Raw genomic sequence first — 17,129 nt, 5'->3', positions numbered from 1 at the left:
CTAAGGCCTGTGGACATTCACTTCGCGGCGAGGATTGTCGCGACGAGGTGCCAGTTGGCGGTGTAACTGCAGGCAGTTTTCTCGTAGCGCGTAGCGATGGCTCGGAACTCCTTGATCTTCGCGAAGAAGTTCTCGACCAGGTGTCGCCACTTATAGGCATGCCGGTCGTAATTGCGCTTGATCTTGCGGTTCGCTTTGGGCGGAATGACTGCGCTCGCGCCGCGCACATCCAACTCGGCAAGCAGCCAGTCAGCATCGAAGGCCTTGTCGGCCAGAAGCGCATCGAATGCTACGTCCTCGATCAGCGGTGCGACGCCTTTCAGGTCATGAGCCTGACCCGGCAGGAGAACAAGGTTGAACAGGTTTCCAAGCGCATCGACCAGCGCCACGATCTTGGTGGTCAGTCCGCCGCGCGAGCGCCCGATGGCCTGAGCGTGAGTCCCCCCCTTGCGCCGCTCGCCTTCTGGTGAGCCTGAACGATAGTACCGTCGATCAGCGCGTATTCAAAATCCGGCTCGCCGCGGATCTCTCTGAAAAGACGTTCGAAAACACCACCCTTCGCCCATCGCCGGAAGCGCCGGAACACGCTGTTCCAATTGCCGAATTCCGGCGGCAGATCCCGCCATGGAAGACCGGTGCGCACACGCCAGAGAACCGCCTCTAAAAACATGCGATTGTCCTTACCCGTCACACCGCTATCGCTCTTCTTGCCGGGAAGGTGGGGTTCAACGCGCGCCCATATCCCATCCGTCACCACAAATCGCTGCTCGTCCATTCAGAACTCCCCTTGGGAATCCTGAATCAGAAATCAGGCAGCGTGGGAATCCTGAATGTCCACAGGCCTTAGTCTGCCATGACGCTATGACGCGGCGATCCCATCAGAGTACGGGTGCATCTTTCGGCGCTGTGCCTCCGCATGGGCCAGCGCCTCAAGTTGGGCCGCGCTTGAAAGACTTGCATCCTTCCGCAACGAGGCCGCGAGCTGGAGCACGGCGCGCTGGAAGGCTTTGTTGCCGCTGACCCGTTGCCGGACGCCAAGGTTGTAAAGCTCGGCAAGATCCAGCGCGAGCAGGGCGACCGCTTCGGGGATATCCGAGAGGACAATGTCGCGGATGGTGGCGACATACTCGTACGCGCCGCGCCCGAACAGATTGAGTTCGACCAGGCCGTCGGCCATCACGTGGCCGAGCGGTTCGTCGACGAAATGAACCTGGCCCGAGGCGGCGACCAGGCCGTGAGCCAGGTTCCACGCCAGTTTGTCGCGATTTCGGGCAAGCCAGCGCGAGAGCAGCAGAAACTTCTGGCGAAAGGCTTGCTCGAAGGGTTTGCTGTAGGTGGGCCAGACGTCGAAGGCGGCGGGAATGCGCTCGAGTTGTTCGGTGAGGCGAGGGCCGTTGAAGAACGCTTCCGCGCTGAAATGGCGCAACTCCAAGTAGCCCTTGTCCAGCTTGGCGAAATTGGCGGCATAGCCTTTGTCGCGCCCGGCGCGGGCCTCGAGCAAGTTACCAAGCGCCGAGCCAAGCAGGAATTTGCCGGTCGGATCATGCGCCAGATGCCGCAATAGCGGCACGCCGACGGCATGGCGCTGCAAGGCCGTGTAGCGGCTGAACAGCCGGTCGTTGTTCGCGAGCAGCAGCAATTCATCGACGCCGACGATGAACCGGTCGGGATCGAGCCGATGGCCATTCCCGGCATCGATGTTGATGTGCCAACCGCAGTTGGCGGTATGCTCACTTTCGAAGAAGTTGAAATCGCCGTCGATCTCGTAGATCGCGTCGCATAACTCAGATCTGACCATCTCGGCATCGTCCAGGGGCAGGGGAGGGGTCAGCAATTCTACGCCTGCCAGGCGATCTTCAGGCCAGTTCAGTGGATCGAGCCCATATTCAGGGACGACATAAAAGCCGGGCTGCTTCGGGGTTCCGGATGGGGCGGACCAGGCGCGGCCTGTCCGGTCCCGCAATTTGGCCGCGAATGCTCGGCAGAAGGCGGGCGAGGCCTCGTCCATGGCCTCTCCTTCGCGCAGCTCTCTCTCAAAACGAGGCTCGCCGAGGTCGCCAAGAATGACTTCCAGCTCGAAGCCGGCACGCCAGGAAGGGGTTTCGGACATGGTCGGGAAGGTAAATCAATTGCCGGGCGTGTAAACGCACGAGCGGAGTTGCCATTAATTATGGCACAGAAGCCCTTCCACCGGACGCTGCGATGACATCAACTTTGGCAGCCGACAGCAGGGTGCTGCGTGGCAACCGCCGGCGCGCTGATGGCGGTGGGCAGCGTATCGCGCCAGGCGAGCGGGTCGGGATCGGCGAGCGCCGCGGCCCACGCATCGAAGCGGTCGAACAGGTCGAGGGTGGTCGAGCGCAGCGGCCGGCCGGGGATCTGGAGCCCGCAACCCCAGGAAAATACGTCGATTTCGTCGACCTCGGCCGATTGCAGTTGCAGCGCCCGCGCATAGCCTGACCAGGTAGCCCGCCGGTTCCATGCCGAGGCGGCGGAACTGACGGAAATTCGGGCATCCAGGCGAGAAATGGACGCGGTGCAAGACGCTATGGCTGCCGCCATTTGTGGGGTATAATCGGGGCCATAAGAGGCGGGCGAGGGCATGTCAGCCATGCCCAATAGTGAACTGAAAGCAAAGTTCAGTAAAGTATGCCCGGATGCCTAGTGTTGATAATGGATCGTTATCACCACTAGCGGAAGAAGTCGTGAGCGGCTAGGGTTGCGCACAAAGGCGCATGCATCAGAAAGAACCACGTGAATTTTGATGACGATCCGATCCGCAAAGCGATGCGAGACCTGAACGGCGCGTCCGATATTCTCCGCGCCGCCACGCAGGCGGGAAGGAACGCCGATGTTCTCGCGCGGGCGCTGGAAGGCCAGCGACGCTTCGACGAGATGCTCAAGCTTCGGCCGACGATTTTCGAGGAGATGGCGGCGAACCACAAGCGCATCACCGACATGCTGGACCGGCGCCCTAACATCCTGGAGGAAATGACGCGCCGGCAGAGCGAGTTCGACAAGTTCGTCTCGAGCGGCGGCTATCCCCAAGCGACCGGTCGCTTCTCCGCGTTCCAGGAGGCTCTTGCGAGTGTCGAGCGGCTCGACAAGCTCCTGCCGAAAGCTGACGTCTATCAGCGCATGCTGGGTGCGCGCCCGTTGATCCCCGACACGGTGGCCGATGCACTGGCGCGCGGTGGCGCGCTTGCGCCCATGCTCGAACGGCTCGGCACCGCGACCGCGCTCGACCACTCGATCGTGGAGCAGCTTGCCGGAGTCGAGGAGCTCATTGCCGGCACGAATGCCGGGCGCCTTTCTCGCACCGCGCTTTCGGCGCAGTTCCCGGACCTCGTGCCTGAGCTGCGCTTCCCCACTGCGGCCGAGATCGCCGCAGTGGACCTTGCTGGCGTCGCGGGGGTCGGTGATGCGGCAGGGGAGTGGGCGCGGGCGACCGCCACCCAGATGGCGGGCATCGAAACCCCGTGGGTTCGTGATGACCGCCCCGAGCTTTCAATCGAGGGTTATGCCGCTTTCAAGGGCATGACCGAGATTGTGGCGCGCACCAGTCCTGCCGCCCCTCGAGCCACCCAGCTGGTGCGCGCCGAGCTTGGCGATTACCGGCGCGAGGATGAGGCCGACGAGGCGGTCGACGACGCGATGCTGGCGTCAGGCCTGCGCATCGCGCGGGGCTTCGACATGCGCCTGGCGAGCCTACCGATGGCGCTGGTGGGGCATATCTTCGTGCCCTTCGGCATGGTTCCGGAAGCGCCGCCCGAAGCCGATCCTGACGAACTCGACGCGGTCATTTCCTTGATGTTTCGCCAGCTCGAGCGCCGGCTGCGCGCCTTTATTGATCGGTCCATGAAGGCCGGGGTGGGGGAGAAGTGGATTCGCCAGCGCGTCCACAAGAATATTCGAGAGGAGTGGGAACGGCGGCGCCAGGCCGATGTGGACGCCCAGCGTGCGCCTGGAGAGCTTTTCGACTATGCCGATTTCGGCGATTATCGCGGCATCATCGAGCATGGCGAAAATTGGCGCGACGTGTTTCAGCCGATCTTCAAGGTCAAAACGGCCATCGCCGAAACGCTGAGCCGGCTGAGCGTCATCCGTAATCCGGTTGCACATGTGCGGCCGCTGACGGTCGAGGATCTGCTCACACTGCGCGTCGAGGGGCGCCGGCTGTATGTCTGGATGGGCGAGCCGGTGCCATGACGCGGGCGCCACGGGCATGAACGACAGCATTACCTTATTGGATGGCGGCCGGGGCCTCGCCGCGGACGACCTTGTGGTGCGCGAGGTCCGCAGCCTTGCCGGGCCTTGCGCGACAATCAATGATGACATGATTTCCGCGGCTATCCGGGGCTGGTCCGCGAACACGCGGCGCGCCTTTCGCGCCGACCTTGCCGTCTGGTCGCGCTGGTGCCGCCAGCATCGGGTGAGGGCAGGGGAGGCGGACGGGGCACTGGTGGCATCCTGGATCCGCGCGCTCGCCGGCATTGACGCCTCGACTGAGCCGCCGCGGGCTGTCGCCACGATCGAGCGATACCTTGTCAGCGTTGGCTGGGCCTATCGCATGGCAGGGCTTGATGATCCAACCGCAGCGCCGCTTGTCCGTCTTGAAAAGAAGGCGGCCCGAAAGGCGCTTGGGGTGCGGCAGCGGCAGGCGCGCGCGATCCGCTTCAAAGGAGACATTTCTGATCTGGACAGTCCGCCGGCCGGCGTCTGTCTTGCCCATCTGGTGAAGGCATGCCGGCGCGACGAACTGGGGCTTCGCGATGAGGCGTTTCTGCGCGTCGCCTATGATACCGGTATGCGACGCTCCGAGCTGGTTGCGATCGATTGTTCTCACGTGGAGGGTCCGGACGGCGACGGCGCCGGCACGCTCTTCATACCGTCGTCCAAAACCGACCAGGCAGGGGAGGGGGCCTATGCCTATCTTTCCGCGCTTACAATGGTAGCGATCGCGCGGTGGCGCGAAAAGGGCCGGATCCGCACCGGGCCGCTCTTTCGGAGGGTCGAGACCCATTTCGACGGGTCGGTGGCAGCGATCGGCCAGCGGCGTCTGCACCCCAACAGCGTGACGCTGATTTACCGCCGGCTGATCCGCGCCGCCTGGGAGCGCAAGCTCTTGGGATCCATGTCGGAAGCGGAATTGGAACGCTGGGTATCCGCAGTCTCGTCGCACTCGATCCGAGTGGGCGTGGCGCAGGACAACTTCGCGGCCGGCGAAAGCTTGCCAGCGATCATGCAGGCTTACCGCTGGCGCGACCCCAAGACCGTCATGCGCTACGGTGCCAAACTGGCTGCGAAAAGCGGAGCGAGCGCGCGCATGGCTGCCCGGCTGACCAAGCCCTAGCCGATCAAGCCGCCGCGGCGACTTCCCGCTTCCATTTTGTAAGGGCACGCACGGGCTTCTCCGAGCGCGGGGTGAAATCGGCAAGCATGAGCGCTTCGGCCTCGCCCCGATTGCCATTGACCGCCTGCTGGAGAACGGCGCCGGCGGACTGATGGAATTCGGCGTGAAGGCGGCGCACGACCTGGTACGGTAGGCCTGCGCGTGTGGCGAGCGTAATCTGGTCGCTGTAGAGCCATTTGCCGAAGGTGCACTGGTCGTCGCAACCCGCGACGTGGGCGTCACCTCAAGGTTTGTGCGCCAGACAACGATTTGGCAGACATAATGCGAACATCGGCTAATTAGCGAGCTTGAGGCGCGACATGGGATCGTTGAGCTGGCGGAATTCACCGCCAGGCGGACGCTCCGCCTGCCCTCAAAGGCAGCCGCCGGGCAGGCTACGCCGCGGGGTACGATGCTACTGACATGGCCAAGCCTTCGCTAACGAGCGTTCAGCTCCGGCCACCATATGAACACTCATAAAATAGCTATTCTGCTCCGCCCAGCGTAAATATGCCGCGCGCAGCGCCGATCGGTCATAGCGTGGAGCGCGGCATTCCGCTTTTCGCGCGACGATCATCATGTCGAGCACGCCTTGGAGGTAAGCGCCGCATCGCGGCTCATTCGCTTGACAGCTTACGAACAACGCCGAGCCCGTCGCCGACGCGGGTTCGGTTTGGCCGATCGCACTATCAGGCAGGGCGGCCAAAGCGGCGCATAACAATATCCATCGCCTTGGCCGCATTTTCGTCTCCTATTCCGCAGTATCATTTCGGAAGGGGCGCACGGCCCTCGACGGCCGGCGCCCCGTGCTGATCCATCATTCGCGGCCGAGCACCTGGCCTTCGGGCGTGACGAACAGTTCGATCGTCTTTCCGTCGCTGTTCTTGCCCTTGATTTCATAGAGCGTGCTTCCGTCCGCCTTTCGGGTGACTTGCTCCGCTTTGCTTATTGACGCGAGTTGCGCGCGTGCCGCGTTCATCGCGGCCTCGGGCACCTGAGCAAGCGGGATGTCTCGTTCGCTGTGCTTGCCGATTATCCGGTTTTCGTTCGCCTCGTGGTTTTGCGCGATCGCCACGCCCGCGATCGCCAGCGCGGCCGCGCCCACGCCTGCGACAACAGTGAGAGTTCGTTTGCTAGCCATGTTCCATTCCACTTCCTGCATAAGGGCCGTGGGGTCGGGCGGGCGGCGGTTACGGCCCAATGAGCCGTCGTCCGAGTTCAACTCCTCTGATTGTTCATCCTGTCGAGCGCCGCGCGCAGCCCACGGGCGAGCTTGGCTGCGTCGTCGTTGGCCCAGAAGTGCATGAAGAACAGCCGCGGCTCGTCGTTTAGCATATGATTATGCAGCGCCGTGACCTCGATCCCGTTCGTCCGCAGCACGCGCAGGACCGGATCGACCTCGTTTGCGACAAGTACGAAATCGCCGGTGATGGCGGCTCGGCCGTCCCCGGTTGGCTGAAAGTTGATCGCGGTCGCCGTGCCCATCGTCGGCGGAGTCTCCATATCGCCGTCCATCAGCCGCTCGGCGCGCGGAAAGCTGTATTGGAGGATGCCACCGGCCGTCTTGCCCTCACCGCCCATCAACCGGTTGAGCGCGGCCACATCGAGGTCGAGCCGCGATGCGGCTGCGCTGGCCGAAGGCGATTGCGGCGCGGCGAGCGGGGTCCGACTGGCTGATAGCGCTTGCCGGAGCGCGGCCGCGAGCTTCACCGGGTCGCCGTGGCCGGCAATGTGCATGTACATGGTCGCAGGCGAAGAGCGGAGCAGGTGATTGTGGAGCGCGGTGATCGTAAAACCGCTTGCGAGCAGGCGGCTCAAAACGGGGTTCACCTCGTCGTGGGTCAGCACGAGATCGCCCATCACCATCGCCTCGTCGCCCATCGGCTGAAACGCCGCCCAAGAGCCGAGCGCGAGGGAGGGCTTGATCGTCACCCCATCCAGCGTGACGCTCAGGTCCGAACGCGGGAAGCTGTAGCGGTGAACGCCCCCCGGCTGTTCGGCCCCCGCTCGTCCTATCGCCCGGTCGACAGCCGACCAGTCCGGCGCTGCCCATGCCGGGCTTGCCAGCAGGAGGCTGGCGAATCCCAAGGCGATGGTCTTTTTCAGCATAATTGATCCTTCATCAGCGCACTCGACACGGAAAGCCTCACGTCATGCGAGCGCGCCGCCGGCGAGCCGCGACATTGCGCTCCGGTTTCTTTCTTCGGGATAAGCAGTCCTATGCTCATGAGGCTTGTGATGCAACCCTTACACTTGTAGGCTAGTGACGATACAACTATGACAAACACACAAGCTTCCCCTTGGTTGCTCCTGATCCCGCAGCTTCCGGCTAAGCCTGCCTATTTGCGGGTGAAGGTCTGGCGGCGTTTGCAGGCGATCGGGGCCGCGCCGCTCAAGAACGCCGTCCATGCGCTCCCCAATCGCGAGGACACGCGCGCGCTGTTCGAAGAACTGCATCGCGAGATCACCGAAAATGGCGGCGAGGCGCTGATCCTCGAAGCGCGCCTTGTCGGCGGCATGGGCGATGCGGAGCTGCGCGGAGTGTTCGACGCTGCGCGTGACGCCGACTATGAGGAGTTGGCACGCGAGGCGCGCGCGCTGTGTGAGGGCGAGTATGTCGCGGCGGCGGATGTGGGCCGCCTGCGCAAACGCCTGAACGAGGTCGCCGCGATCGACTTTTTCGGTGCGCATGGTCGGCAGGCGGCACAGGCCGCCATCACCGAGGCGGACCGCCGCTCTCACCAACATCCCGATGTGAGCGGCCCCGGTGCGCCCGAGCTGACCCCGGCGGAGCTAAAGCGCCGCGTTTGGGTGACGCGCCGCCATGTCCATGTCGATCGCATCGCGTCCGCCTGGCTCATTCGCCGCTTCATCGACCCCGAGGCGAGCTTCAAGTTCGTCGAGGGCAAAGGATATGTGCCGGAGCCTGACGAACTGAGGTTCGACATGGCGGACGCTGAGTTCACCCACGAAGGCGACCGCTGCTCCTTCGAGACCTTGGTGTTCCTCACCGGTCTCGAGACCGACCCCGCGCTGCGGGCGCTCGGCGAAATTGTTCACGACCTTGATATTGCCGATGCTCGGTTCGAGCGCCCGGAAACTCCGGGAGTGAGCGCGCTTATCGCCGGCATCTGTGCCGGCACCGACGACGACGAGGAGCGGATCGCGCGCGGATCGACCGCGCTCGACGGATTCTATGCTCACTTCACCCGGCGAAAAGAGGACTAAAGATGGAGGCCAGCGCACGCGCTGAAATCGCAGTCGAGACGCTGCACGAGCACGGCATCAGCTTTGGCGAGGCGGTGCGCGTCTGGATCAGGGTCGCGCTGCTCAGCTTCGGCGGACCGGCGGGCCAGATAGCGGTGATGCATCGCATCCTGGTCGAGGAGAAGCGCTGGATCGGCGAGGAGCGGTTCCTCCACGCGCTCAACTATTGCATGCTGCTGCCCGGCCCTGAAGCGCAACAGCTAGCTGTCTATATTGGCTGGTTGCTCCATAAGACCAAGGGCGGCCTGGTCGCGGGCGCGCTATTCGTGCTGCCCGGCTTCCTCGCGATTTTAGGGCTCAGCTATGTCTATGTGCTGCTCGGCGAAGTGGCGCTGGTCGAGGGATTGTTCTTCGGATTGAAGGCCGCCGTGCTGGCGGTGGTGCTACAGGCGGTGGTCCGGGTGGGTTCGCGTGCCTTGAAGAACAACGTCATGCGCGGTTTTGCCGCGCTGGCGTTCGTCGCGATCTTCGTGCTCGACGTGCCCTTCCCGCTGATCGTGCTTGCCGCCGCGCTGATCGGCTTCTTCGGTGGCCGCGCTGGTTACGCCGCATTCAAGGGCGGCGGCGGACATGGTCCCGCCGGCGCTGAGATAATCCACGACCGCGACACCGCTCTTGGCGAGGGCCTTCCCGACCATGCCCGGCCGAACCTCTCTTGGTCGCTGCGCATCTCCGGCGTCCTGCTGCTGCTCTGGCTCGGGCCGGTCGCAGCGCTGCTGTTCGCGTTCGGCCCCGACGACGTGTTCAGCCGCATCGCCACCTTCTTCAGCCAGATGGCGGTGGTGACCTTCGGCGGCGCCTATGCGGTGCTCGCCTATGTCGCGCAGGAGGCAGTCGAGACCTATGGCTGGCTCCAGCCCGGCGAGATGCTCGACGGGCTCGGCATGGCCGAGACCACGCCCGGGCCGCTGATCATGGTGACGCAGTTCGTCGGCTTCCTCGCGGCCTTCCGCGAAGCGACCGGGCTGCCGCCGCTCGTCGCCGCGACCTTCGGCGCAATCCTCACCACCTGGGTTACCTTCCTGCCATGCTTCCTGTGGATCTTCGCCGGCGCGCCATTCATCGAGCGGCTGCGCGGCAACCGCGCATTGTCGGCCGCGCTTTCGGCGATCACCGCCGCAGTGGTCGGCGTGATCCTCAATCTGGCGGTCTGGTTTGGTATCCACACTCTGTTCGAGCAAGTCCGCGAAGTGCCGTTCGCAGCCGGCACCATCGATCTCCCAGTCCTAACGTCCGTCAACTGGCCGGCGCTGGCGCTCGCGGTGGGTGCGATACTCGCCATGTTCCGGTTCAAGGCCGGCATGCTGCCGGTGCTCGGCGTCTGCTCGGTCCTCGGGGCCGCATATGTAATGATCATCTGAAGGAGTGACGCGTGACGATCGACCATCTTTCCCGACGCAGTGCAATCGCAACTCTTGGCATCGGAGCCGCCGCCATGACTATCAACGAAGCCTCTGCGCAGACGCCGGCCGCAGCGCCGGCGGCTGTCCCCGCCTTTGCCGGAAATCATCAGGTCAAGCCGCTCAGGTTCAATCCCGCCAGGCTTCACGGCCTCTCCGAAAGGCTGATCACATCGCACCACGAGAACAATTATGCGGGCTCGGTCAAGGCCCTGAATATGATCGAGACACGACTTGCCGCCGCGCTCGCTGACACGGACCTGCCGCCGGTGGTCTATGGCGGATTGAAGCGCGAGGAGCTGCACCGCACCGGCTCGGTCGTGCTCCATGAGGTCTATTTCGACGGGCTCGGCGGCAACGGCCAGGCAGCCGGTTCCATCCGCGACGCGCTGGGCGCGGCGTTCGGCTCGTTCGACCGCTGGGAAGCCGACTTCCGCCGTACCGGGATGAGCCTTGCCGGCGGATCGGGCTGGTGCGTGCTCGTCTACAATCTCCACACGCGCTCGCTGCACAACCATTGGGCGTGGGATCATATGCACGGTGCGATTGCCGGCGTGCCGCTGCTCGCGCTCGATATGTACGAGCACAGTTTCCACATGGATTACGGCACCGCCGCCGCCAAATATGTCGACGCCTTCTTCCGCAACATCGACTGGGAAGTGGTCGACCGGCGCTATGCCGCGGCTTTGCGCGGCGGCGGCTGAACCCGACCGCCGTGGCTTAACACCCACTGCTGCGCGACACCTGAGTTCGCGACCACAAAGGGGACAGGTCCGATGGGGAGATGCAACAATGACATCCGGCCCGAACATCGCTCTTCTTTGGCGTGGGCAAGCAGCCGAGTGGACGCATCGCTTTCATGAAGCCCGGCAGTGGCCGATAATGCAGGCCTTGCGGGCGCTCGGGGCGACCGCAAGGCCTGTACTGTACAGGGACGAGGCGGTTCGCGAGATTCGGGACGAGCTGCTGTCGTGCGACGCAGTGCTGGTCTGGGTGAATCCGTTGGACATTTCAGGCGACCGCTCGCAGCTCGATCCAATGCTGCGCGAAGTCGCGGGGTGCGGCGTTGTCGTCAGCGCGCATCCTGACGTGATCGCCAAAATCGGCGTCAAGGAAGTGCTCTACACAACGCGATCCATGGAATGGGGCAGCGATGTCGATCGATACGTGGACGCTGAAGGCCTTCGCGCTCGTTTCCCCGAACATCTTGCCGCAGGCCCGCGCGTGCTGAAGCCGAACTACGGCAACGGCGGCAGGAATGTATGGCGTGTCCAACTAGACGAAGCGGGAAACGCTCCGGCTTTGAAAACGTCGGTGAAAGTTCAAGAGGCCCGCCAAGGAAGCAAATCGGAGCGCATCAGCCTAGCCGAGTGCTTGGAAAGGTGGGTGCCGTTTCTAAACGACGGCGGCGTGCTGATCGATCAGGCTTATCAGCCGCAGTCGTCCGAGGGCATGGTCCGCTGCTACGTGTGCGGGCACCGAGTGGTTGGCTTTGGGCACAACCTGATCACTGCGCTGATGACGCCAACGGCCATTGATACAACGTCGTCAACCCCACAGCCGATGGGCCGCGCCATGTTCGGACCGGAGGTGACGCGCTTCGCAGCCTTACGGAAAGCGATGGAGGATCGCTGGATTCCAGAGATGCAAAGGTTGCTGTCGATCGTCGACCACGATCTTCCGCTTCTTTGGGACGCCGACTTCCTATTTCGCCCTGGTGAAGCCATCAGCGATGGCTCCTATGCGCTTTGCGAGATCAATGCTAGTTCGGTTGCACCATTTCCGCCAAGCGCCGTCCAGCCAGTCGCCGCAGCGGCAATCGGTCGCGCTCTTGCCATTCGTTTGACGAAGGAGACCTCCAATCCTCATTGATATGATTCAAGCAATTCAAGAGACGTGACATTGGTCGTATCAATCAGACAAGCCTAAGGGTGAGCGAGGCTGGGTGAAACCGGCTCAGGTGGCAGCGCGGAGATACTGGTAGAGGGTTTCGCGACTGATCCCCAGGTCACGGGCGATGACGGCCTTGCGCTCGCCGTCATCAACACGGCGGTGCAGCTCGGCGACCATTTCGTCGGAGAGGGAACGTTTCCGCCCGCGATAAGCACCGCGTTGTCTGGCGACCGCAATGCCTTCGCGCTGCCGCTCCCGGATCAGGGCGCGCTCGAATTCGGCGAACGCACCCATGACCGAGAGCATCAGGTTGGCCATCGGGGAATCCTCGCCCGAGAAGGCCAGGCTTTCCTTCACGAACTCGATCCGGACGCCTCTTTTGGTGAGGGACTGAACCAGTTTGCGCAGATCGTCGAGATTACGCGCCAATCGATCCATGCTGTGGACCACGACGGTGTCACCCTCGCGGGCGAAGGCGAGCATGGCATCGAGTTCGGGGCGGTTGATGTCCTTGCCCGATGCCTTGTCGGTGAAAATCCGGTCGAGCGACTGCCCGTCCAACTGGCGATCGACATTCTGATCGAATGTGCTCACCCGGACGTAACCGATCCTCTGGCCTTTCATCGCCGCCTCCGGTCAAAATGTCAGGTTGAATTCTATGACACGGCGGAACATGCGTCAATAAATGCTTGCCATAACCCTATCCTGACAGAAACCGCCGCTGCATCCTGACGTCCGGTTAGGCTATACTCCAGATTGACGCTAGCCTGTCGCTCTCGACTCGGGATGGAGGCAGGATGGCGCGGCGGCGATTATTGACCGGAGAAGAAAGGCGTCGCCTGTTCGATATCCCCCATGACGAAACCGCGATCGTCGGCCACTATACCCTTGCCGCCGAGGATCTCGAACTGGTCGGTCGCCGCTATCGCCCTGCCAACCGCCTCGGTCTGGCAACGCAGATCGCGCTTATGCGGCATCCCGGCTTCGGTTTGCAGCCCGACGTCGACGTCCCCGATGCGGTCCTTCACTATCTCGCCGCCCAGCTCTTCGTCGATGTTGATGCGTTCGCCGACTATGGCCAGCGCGCGCAAACACGTAACGATCATGCCGACATTGCGGCACGGCATCTGGGGCTACACCCTTTTCGGCGAGGGGATATACCGCTCGCGCTCGATCTCGCCGCAAGAGCTGCGGAGCGGACCGATCGGGGCGAACCTATTGTCCGCGCATTGATGGAGGGGCTGAAGCAGGAACGCTTCATTCTTCCATCGGCAGACACGCTCGAACGTGCGGGCCTCGCCGGCAGGGCACGCGCCCGCAAAGCCGCGGCGGCGCTCATTGTCGAAAGCCTGGGTCATGCCGAACTGGCGCGGATCGATGATCTGATCGTCAACAACAGCGACTTCGGCATGACGCCGCTGGCCTGGCTGCGCAATTTCGAGGAAGCGCCCACCACGGCGAACATCAACGGGCTGCTGGAACGGCTACGCTATGTGCGCGGAATCGGCATCGACCCGGCGATCGGCGCGAAAATCCCCGACTTCCGGTTCGCGCAGTTCATGCGCGAAGGTGGCGTTGCGCCGGCGTTCCTGCTCTCCGATTATAGCCTTAACAGGCGCCGCGCGACGCTGATCGCGGCGGTCATCGACCTCGATGCCAGGCTCGCCGATGGTGCGATCCAGATGTTCGACAGGCTTGTCGGAAGCCTGTTCACACGGGCGCGGCGCGGGCGGGAAAGGCGCTATCAGGACAGCATCCGCTCGGTCGGCGAACTTATGCGGCTGTTCGGCGCGACGATCGCCGCGCTGGGAGAGGCGGTCGAACATGGCGGTAATCCGCTCGAACTGATCGACGAAGCGGTAGGCTGGCACAGACTGGTCGCAGCCAAATCGCAGGTCGATGCGCTGGCCGAGCTGGCGGGCGAAGATGCGCTTGTCGCGGCGACTGGTCGCTATGCGACGCTGCGGCGGTTCAGCCCGGCTTTCCTCGATACATTCACGTTCAAGGCATCGGGGAGCGGATCGCAACTGATCAAGGCCATCGAGGTCATCCGCGATACCAATGCCCGCAAGGCCCGCAGCCTGCCCGAGGGCGTTCCGCTCCCATTCGCCAACCGGCAGTGGAAGCGCCTCATCACCGAAGGTGGCCAGGTCGATCGCCGGCGATACGAGACGGCCATCATGGCCACGCTGCGCGATCGGTTGCGCGCCGGCGACATATGGGTCGAAGGAACCCGCAATTATCGCCGCTTCGACACCTATTTGCTGAGTCGACGCGATGCCGATAAGGTGGCCGACAGCCTGCCATTCCAGACCGATGCGGCCGCCTATCTGGAGGAGCGGGCAAGGACGCTCGACTGGCGGCTGCGCCGTTTCGCCAAGCAACTCAAGGCGAACAGGCTCGCGGGCGTGGCGCTCGAACGCGACCGGCTCAAGCTGCAACCCATGCCGGCGATCACTCCACCCGAGGCGGAGGCTCTCGATCGCAGGCTCGACGCCTTGCTTCCGCGCGTGCGGATCACCGAACTCCTGGTCGAGGTGGCCGAGCGCACCGGGTTCCTGAGCGCATTTCGCGATCTTCGGTCCGGCAAGGAGCATGACAACCCGCACGCGATCCTCGCCGCCATTCTCGCTGATGGATCGAATCTGGGTCTAGAGCGCATGGCCAACGCCAGCGACGGGGTGAGCTACGCCCAGCTTGCCTGGACCCACAACTGGTATTTGTCGCCCGAAAACTATCAGGCCGCGTTGGGGATGATCGTTGCCGCGCACCATGATCTTCCTTTCACGCGCCATTGGGGAGCCGGCACTAGTTCATCCTCCGATGGGCAGTTCTTCCGCTCGGGCCGCAACCGATCGGCGGCGGCCGACATCAATGCGAAATATGGCAGCGAGCCGGGCCTGAAGATCTACTCCCACCTGTCCGATCATTTTGCCTCGTTCGGATCGCGGATCATGTCGGCCACCGCCGGCGAGGCCCCCTACGTGCTGGATGGCCTGATGCTCGGCGCCGGCGCGCTACCGCTGCATGAGCATTACACTGATACCGGCGGCGCGACGGACCATGTCTTTGCCCTTTGCCATCTTCTCGGCTTCCGGTTCGTGCCCCGTCTGCGCGACATCGCCGACCGGAAACTCGGCTCGATCGCCGCGCCTTCGACCTACAAAGGCATCGAAAGCCTCATGGGCCGCACGATCAAGACGGCGGCGATCGAAGCCGATTGGGATGACATCGTCAGGATCGTCGCCTCCATTAAGGAAGGAGCCGTTGCGCCCTCCGCGATCCTGCGCAAGCTGGCCGCCTACAAGCGCCAGAACAGGCTGGATTTTGCGCTGGCCGAACTCGGCCGCATCGAGCGGACGCTATTTGCGCTCGACTGGCTTGAACAGCCCGACTTGCGTCGCGCCTGCCAGGCCGGCCTCAATAAAGGCGAAGCACGTCATACCCTTGCCGCCGCGATCTACACCAACCGACAGGGGCGGTTCACCGATCGCTCGATCGAGAATCAGGAATATCGGGCATCGGGCCTCAATCTGCTGATCGCGGCGATTTCTTACTGGAACACCGTCTATATGGACAGGGCCGCCCAGCATCTCCAATCATCCGGCGGCACCTTCGATGATGCGCTGCTTGCCCATCTCTCGCCGATGGGCTGGGTGCATATCAGTTTGACCGGCGACTATCTGTGGCAAAGGGCAAACCGGCTCTCCCCTGGCGAGTTCCGCACCCTCAACGATCCCATGGCCCGCCTCAAACTCGTGGCATAGCCAGTGTTCTCATTATGTCCGCCAAATCGTTGTCTGGCGCACAAACCTTGAGGTGACGCCACGTGCGGGGTGATCTCGGACTTGCCGACCGCGGCATCGCCCTGCCGGGCAATCCAGGGGCTGACCTCCTCGGATGTCCTGCTGTCGAGCCGAGTGACCGTGCAGCCCTGCTCGGCGAGCAATCGGTGCGCCGCCTCGCCCATCGCTGCGCCTGACCGGCTCAGCGCATTGATCACGAGCAATGCGCGCGTTGGACGAGACGCCAAGACCATTCCTTTCGAGATGAGCGGCGCCTGCATGCGGACGAGGCAAGGCCAGGAAAAAGGCGCCGGCGGGAAGGCAGGGGGGGACGTCCCCGCCGGCAAGGTTGTTCAGGCCGGGTGCGCGGCCTGGTCCCTCGTCTTCCATAGCGACCAGCCGATGCCGGCCGCCAGGATCGCGAAGGTGACCGAAAGCGAAGCCACGGGCGGGATCTTCGCCAGGCCCAGCGCGTCGGCGACGAAGATCTTCGAGCCAATGAACACAAGCAGGATCGCCAGCGCGTATTTGAGATAGTGGAACCGGTCGACCATCGCGGCGAGCGCGAAATAGAGCGCCCTGAGGCCGAGAATGGCGAAGATGTTCGAGGTGTAGACGATGAACGGATCGGTCGTGATGGCGAAGATCGCCGGGACGCTGTCGACGGCAAAGACCACGTCGACGATTTCGACCATCAGCAGGGCCAGCATGAGCGGGGTCATGAACCAGGCCTGCTTGCCGGTGGCGGGGTCTGCCTGCTTCACCCAGAAATGCTCACCATGCAGGCGGTCGGTCACGCGGAAATGCCGGCGCACGAACTTGAGCACGGGATTGGCCGCGACGTCATATTCCTTGTCGGCGAAGAGCCACATCTTGACGCCGGTGAAGATCAAGAAGGCCGCGAAGACATAGAGCACCCAGCTGAACTGCTCAACCAGCGTTGCTCCGACACCGATCATGATCGCGCGCAGGACGATGACGCCGAGGATGCCCCAGAACAGTACGCGATGCTGGTAGAGGCGCGGCACGGCGAAATAGGTGAAGATCATGGCGATGACGAAGACGTTGTCCATCGCCAGGCTTTTCTCGACCACGAAGCCGGTCAGATAGTTCATGCCCGCGGTTGCGCCCATGTACCACCAGACCCAGCCGCCGAAGGCGAGGCCGAGCAGGATGTAGGCCGCGGACGTCACCAGGCTTTCGGTGACGCCGATTTCCTTCGACTTGCGGTGCACGATGCCGAGATCGACCGCGAGCATGACGATGACGATTCCCAGGAAGCTCAGCCAGAGCCACAGCGGCTTGCCGAGCCAATCAACAAACAGGAAATCCATGTGTCTCTCCTTTCACGGCCGGCAAGCGGCCGCGTTTGTCCCTCCGACATCGCAGACG

Annotated in this window: 14 protein-coding genes and 2 pseudogenes; 7 read left to right on the top strand and 9 right to left on the bottom strand. The window is 63.3% G+C overall.

Annotation, left to right across the window (positions count from 1 at the left end; genetic code table 11):
• Window positions 1-17: 17 nt before the first annotated feature.
• The 3 genes and pseudogenes from RLDS_RS54910 to RLDS_RS29865 form a co-directional block, all read right to left on the bottom strand.
• Window positions 18-775: pseudogene (locus tag RLDS_RS54910) on the bottom strand (IS5 family transposase).
• An 84-nt stretch (window positions 776-859) separates the two neighbouring features.
• A complete protein-coding gene (locus RLDS_RS29870; RefSeq protein WP_021224334.1) occupies window positions 860-2,110 on the bottom strand; it encodes a hypothetical protein in 1,251 nt (416 codons plus the stop codon).
• 98 nt (window positions 2,111-2,208) lie between these two features.
• Window positions 2,209-2,613: a hypothetical protein gene (locus RLDS_RS29865; RefSeq protein WP_021224333.1), complete on the bottom strand. Its 405-nt coding sequence runs from the start codon at window positions 2,611-2,613 to the stop codon at window positions 2,209-2,211.
• 141 nt (window positions 2,614-2,754) lie between these two features.
• Here RLDS_RS29865 and RLDS_RS29860 point away from each other — a divergent pair, with 141 nt between their 5' ends.
• Complete coding sequence (locus tag RLDS_RS29860; RefSeq protein ID WP_021224332.1) at window positions 2,755-4,209, top strand: Swt1 family HEPN domain-containing protein; 1,455 nt, start codon at window positions 2,755-2,757, stop codon at window positions 4,207-4,209.
• A gap of 16 nt (window positions 4,210-4,225) precedes the next feature.
• Complete coding sequence (locus RLDS_RS29855; protein WP_021224331.1) at window positions 4,226-5,353, top strand: tyrosine-type recombinase/integrase; 1,128 nt, start codon at window positions 4,226-4,228, stop codon at window positions 5,351-5,353.
• A gap of 4 nt (window positions 5,354-5,357) precedes the next feature.
• On the opposite strand, the pseudogene RLDS_RS54905 reads toward RLDS_RS29855, so the two are convergent.
• The 4 genes and pseudogenes from RLDS_RS54905 to RLDS_RS29840 all read right to left on the bottom strand — a co-directional run.
• Window positions 5,358-5,600 (bottom strand): annotated as a pseudogene (locus RLDS_RS54905) (CZB domain-containing protein); the annotation flags it as partial.
• Window positions 5,601-5,807: 207 nt separating this feature from the next.
• Window positions 5,808-6,134, bottom strand: a complete 327-nt coding sequence (locus tag RLDS_RS57340; RefSeq protein ID WP_223178489.1) for a Rap1a/Tai family immunity protein — start codon at window positions 6,132-6,134, stop codon at window positions 5,808-5,810.
• Between the two features lie 75 nt (window positions 6,135-6,209).
• Window positions 6,210-6,614 (bottom strand): PepSY domain-containing protein, encoded by a 405-nt coding sequence (locus RLDS_RS29845; protein ID WP_228165648.1) that lies wholly within the window; start codon window positions 6,612-6,614, stop codon window positions 6,210-6,212.
• Window positions 6,611-7,501 (bottom strand): DUF1259 domain-containing protein, encoded by an 891-nt coding sequence (locus RLDS_RS29840; protein WP_008603797.1) that lies wholly within the window; start codon window positions 7,499-7,501, stop codon window positions 6,611-6,613. Before RLDS_RS29840 ends, RLDS_RS29845 begins: the two co-directional genes overlap by 4 nt.
• Before the next feature lie 168 nt (window positions 7,502-7,669).
• On the opposite strand from RLDS_RS29840, the gene RLDS_RS29835 reads away from it, so the two are divergent.
• From RLDS_RS29835 to RLDS_RS29820, 4 genes are all read left to right on the top strand, one after another.
• Window positions 7,670-8,620 carry a chromate resistance protein ChrB domain-containing protein gene (locus RLDS_RS29835; RefSeq protein WP_025160483.1) on the top strand — a complete coding sequence of 317 codons (951 nt, stop codon included), beginning with the start codon at window positions 7,670-7,672 and terminating at the stop codon, window positions 8,618-8,620.
• A 2-nt stretch (window positions 8,621-8,622) separates the two neighbouring features.
• Window positions 8,623-10,020, top strand: a complete 1,398-nt coding sequence (gene chrA, locus RLDS_RS29830) for a chromate efflux transporter (RefSeq protein WP_008603799.1) — start codon at window positions 8,623-8,625, stop codon at window positions 10,018-10,020.
• 11 nt (window positions 10,021-10,031) lie between these two features.
• Window positions 10,032-10,763, top strand: a complete 732-nt coding sequence (locus RLDS_RS29825) for a superoxide dismutase (protein ID WP_008603800.1) — start codon at window positions 10,032-10,034, stop codon at window positions 10,761-10,763.
• 88 nt (window positions 10,764-10,851) lie between these two features.
• Window positions 10,852-11,931 carry a Cj0069 family protein gene (locus tag RLDS_RS29820; protein ID WP_157838154.1) on the top strand — a complete coding sequence of 360 codons (1,080 nt, stop codon included), beginning with the start codon at window positions 10,852-10,854 and terminating at the stop codon, window positions 11,929-11,931.
• 84 nt (window positions 11,932-12,015) lie between these two features.
• Here the strand turns inward: RLDS_RS29820 and RLDS_RS29815 are convergent, their stop codons facing one another.
• Window positions 12,016-12,576, bottom strand: coding sequence for a recombinase family protein (locus RLDS_RS29815; RefSeq protein ID WP_017184234.1), 561 nt, complete (start codon window positions 12,574-12,576; stop codon window positions 12,016-12,018).
• Between the two features lie 173 nt (window positions 12,577-12,749).
• Here RLDS_RS29815 and RLDS_RS29810 point away from each other — a divergent pair, with 173 nt between their 5' ends.
• Complete coding sequence (locus RLDS_RS29810) at window positions 12,750-15,719, top strand: Tn3 family transposase (RefSeq protein ID WP_021224328.1); 2,970 nt, start codon at window positions 12,750-12,752, stop codon at window positions 15,717-15,719.
• A gap of 371 nt (window positions 15,720-16,090) precedes the next feature.
• On the opposite strand, the gene RLDS_RS29805 is transcribed toward RLDS_RS29810, so the two are convergent.
• Entirely contained in the window at window positions 16,091-17,071 is a 981-nt protein-coding gene (locus tag RLDS_RS29805; RefSeq protein WP_021224327.1) for a TerC family protein, read from the bottom strand.
• Between the last annotated feature and the right edge of the window lie 58 nt (window positions 17,072-17,129).

The sequence above is a fragment of the Sphingobium lactosutens DS20 genome (assembly GCF_000445105.1).
In the GTDB taxonomy this organism is placed as follows: Bacteria; Pseudomonadota; Alphaproteobacteria; order Sphingomonadales; family Sphingomonadaceae; genus Sphingobium; species Sphingobium lactosutens.
Note: the sequence above shows the minus strand (reverse complement) of the source record. Positions and strands in the feature narration are given on the sequence as shown.

Coding starts and splice junctions, on each gene's coding strand:
- RLDS_RS29870 (WP_021224334.1), bottom strand. CDS start 2,110: ATGTCCGAAACCCCTTCCTGGCGTGCCGGCTTCGAGCTGGAAGTCATT.
- RLDS_RS29865 (WP_021224333.1), bottom strand. CDS start 2,613: ATGGCTGACATGCCCTCGCCCGCCTCTTATGGCCCCGATTATACCCCA.
- RLDS_RS29855 (WP_021224331.1), top strand. CDS start 4,226: ATGAACGACAGCATTACCTTATTGGATGGCGGCCGGGGCCTCGCCGCG.
- RLDS_RS57340 (WP_223178489.1), bottom strand. CDS start 6,134: ATGCGGCCAAGGCGATGGATATTGTTATGCGCCGCTTTGGCCGCCCTG.
- RLDS_RS29840 (WP_008603797.1), bottom strand. CDS start 7,501: ATGCTGAAAAAGACCATCGCCTTGGGATTCGCCAGCCTCCTGCTGGCA.
- RLDS_RS29835 (WP_025160483.1), top strand. CDS start 7,670: ATGACAAACACACAAGCTTCCCCTTGGTTGCTCCTGATCCCGCAGCTT.
- chrA (WP_008603799.1), top strand. CDS start 8,623: ATGGAGGCCAGCGCACGCGCTGAAATCGCAGTCGAGACGCTGCACGAG.
- RLDS_RS29820 (WP_157838154.1), top strand. CDS start 10,852: ATGACATCCGGCCCGAACATCGCTCTTCTTTGGCGTGGGCAAGCAGCC.
- RLDS_RS29815 (WP_017184234.1), bottom strand. CDS start 12,576: ATGAAAGGCCAGAGGATCGGTTACGTCCGGGTGAGCACATTCGATCAG.
- RLDS_RS29810 (WP_021224328.1), top strand. CDS start 12,750: ATGGCGCGGCGGCGATTATTGACCGGAGAAGAAAGGCGTCGCCTGTTC.
- RLDS_RS29805 (WP_021224327.1), bottom strand. CDS start 17,071: ATGGATTTCCTGTTTGTTGATTGGCTCGGCAAGCCGCTGTGGCTCTGG.